This is a genomic window from Microbacterium petrolearium, assembly GCF_054782875.1.
On sequence record NZ_BAAGRQ010000041.1, the window covers coordinates 1 to 1,739 of the forward strand.

Sequence of the window (1,739 nt, forward strand, 5' to 3'; positions counted from 1 at the left end):
CGATCCGAGCTGTTGTTGTCGTAGACGTAGATCACCATCTCCGGCACCGCAGCACGCAGATCAGCGATCACCTTCCCCACCGCGACCTCTTCGTTGTAACAGGGAACAATCGCAGCGATGACAGGCTGAGGCATGCTTAAGGACTTCCGCACGTAGATAATCGGGATTGGGCCGGCGGCGAGGGCCGTCCGAGCCGACTCAGGCTAGCACGCGACAGTATTCGCGCCGTGGCCCGTCAGTTCGGTTGCGCTGGGGCGGAGGATTCGAGCCACTGATATGCCGCCTGGATATCAGCTTCTCCTCGCACAACCGCGCGAGCCAAGAGGACGTTGCCCCGCGAGGTGAGGCGGTAGGCGGCCGCAGTGAGTTCCGGGAGGTCCTCGTCCGGCGAGCTGCCACGCAACGAGGTGAGCTGACCGACCAACTCCCTATCCAGGGCCTCGCGCGGTTCCGCAACGGCAAGGTAGCGCTCCAACGCCTCCGCAACCTCTACCGCGTCCCTGCGGCGGAGTGCGTCGACCATGTCCTGCTCGTCCACCAGCTGGTCCGCAATGATCTGCTGAGCGCGGACGAGCGCGAGGGCCTCCTGATCTGTGACATCGGGCCCGAGATCGATTGCGAGACGATCCAGCTGTGTCCGCGATTGCGCGAGCATGCGCAGAAAGCTGTCCTCTGGCACTGGTCGCGGTACCCGCTCAGACGCCCAGAGGTCCTGGGGGAACGCTCGCTGCAGAGCGAGGGGGTCCCAGTTCGGTGCGTCGACGGGTCCTAGGTCGTGAGCCTCCTGCACCGAGCGGGCGAATCGAACGCCGTATCTGCCCGTCCCTGCGTAGTAGTCGACGTATTTGAACGGGTGCTCTGCGCGCGGCACGAGAGGTCGCGACGGGACGCCGAAGGCGTCCGCGACGATGAGCGCGTGCAGTGACGTGGCGACGACGAACTCGGCGTTCACGATACGCTGAACGATCTCGCGCACGTCACCGAGCGGGCTGAGGACGTTGCCCTCTTCATACGCTCGCATCTCATTGAGATTGGGGACAACCAGTACCTCGCCCGATGGCTCCCGGCGTACCTCGGGAAGGACGCCGGGCAGCAACAGGGCGGGATCACCGTACACCGCCGGGACGCGCATGCCGTGCGCGAGCAGCACTGCGCGGGTCAGCGGACCGCGCACGGACCGGACATCGAGATCCCGGGCGAGCTTCTGACGCACCTTCCCGTTGACGCCGGCCCCCCAAATCACATCGCCTGGTTGCGCAAAATGCAGCACACTCCCGACGGAGATGAGCCGCCTCGCCTCCTCAACCGTTGCCGATGGCTCCGTCGGCGCCAGCGCTCGCACGATCACCGGCCCGATCTCGTCGCCGAAGTTGCCGTGCCCGTCATCTGGGCGCCAGCGAGGCACCCTCACGCCACCGATGAGTTCACCTTCGTATGCCAAACCGGCCTCCTGCCCAGATCCCAGCGCCTCCGCGCGACGAGGGCGCGTCTCGAGGACGTTACACAAGCGTAGAGGACGAGATGCGGCGCCTCGGGTCGGCGCGCGTCGCCGTCATTCTCCCCGGTGCCCTCTCGCATGCACGCCCACGGCGCCCGGCCACGGCCTGACACCGACCGCCGCGTATTGGAGGTAGTTGAGGCGGCTGGCCTCACGCCGTGCCTTGAGGACGCCGTCGAGCACGAGCCCGACAGCCCACGCCAAAGCGCCCATCACGCCGAGCGCCACTGCGAGGATCGCC

Annotated in this window: 1 protein-coding gene and 1 pseudogene; both read right to left on the bottom strand. The window is 66.6% G+C overall.

The genetic code is table 11. The features are described from left to right. Positions 1 to 235: 235 nt before the first annotated feature. On the bottom strand, positions 236 to 1,441 hold the full coding sequence (locus tag ACYVJ0_RS13465) for a polysaccharide pyruvyl transferase family protein (protein WP_460818364.1): 1,206 nt from the start codon (positions 1,439 to 1,441) through the stop codon (positions 236 to 238). Positions 1,442 to 1,552: 111 nt separating this feature from the next. Further along, a pseudogene (locus ACYVJ0_RS13470) lies at positions 1,553 to 1,739 on the bottom strand (hypothetical protein); the annotation flags it as partial.